Source organism: Blastococcus litoris, from assembly GCF_003075095.1.
GTDB classification, from domain to species: Bacteria; Actinomycetota; Actinomycetes; order Mycobacteriales; family Geodermatophilaceae; genus Blastococcus_B; species Blastococcus_B litoris.
In genome coordinates this window covers 1-474 of the sequence record NZ_QCZF01000051.1, presented here as the reverse complement: position 1 = coordinate 474, position 474 = coordinate 1, and the positions used below count along the sequence as shown (strand labels likewise).

Sequence of the window (474 nt, the reverse complement as noted above, 5' to 3'; positions counted from 1 at the left end):
GCCGAACCGCGCGCGTGGACCGACCCTGCTGGAAGACTTCCTGCTGCGCGAGAAGATCACCCACTTCGACCACGAGCGCATTCCCGAGCGCATCGTCCACGCGCGCGGTTCGGCCGCCCATGGCTTCTTCGAACTGACCACGTCGCTGGGCAAGGTGACGCGGGCCAAGATCCTCACCGAAGTCGGGCTGAAGACGCCGGTGTTCACCCGCTTCTCCACCGTCGCCGGCGGCGCCGGTTCGGTCGACACCCCGCGCGACGTGCGCGGCTTCGCGGTGAAGTTCTACACGAAGGAAGGCAACTGGGACCTGGTCGGCAACAACATCCCGGTGTTCTTCATCCAGGATGCGATCAAGTTCCCCGACCTGATCCATGCGGTGAAGATGGAACCGGACCGCGCGTTCCCGCAGGCCGCCAGCGCGCACGACACGTTCTGGGATTTCGTCTCGCTGATGCCCGAATCGATGCACATGAT

The 474-nt window shown here is 64.8% G+C and carries 1 protein-coding gene; it reads left to right on the top strand.

From position 1 onward, the window contains the following. Positions 1 to 474: catalase (locus tag DCS98_RS22565; RefSeq protein WP_116453710.1), on the top strand; the 474-nt coding region annotated here is incomplete at both ends.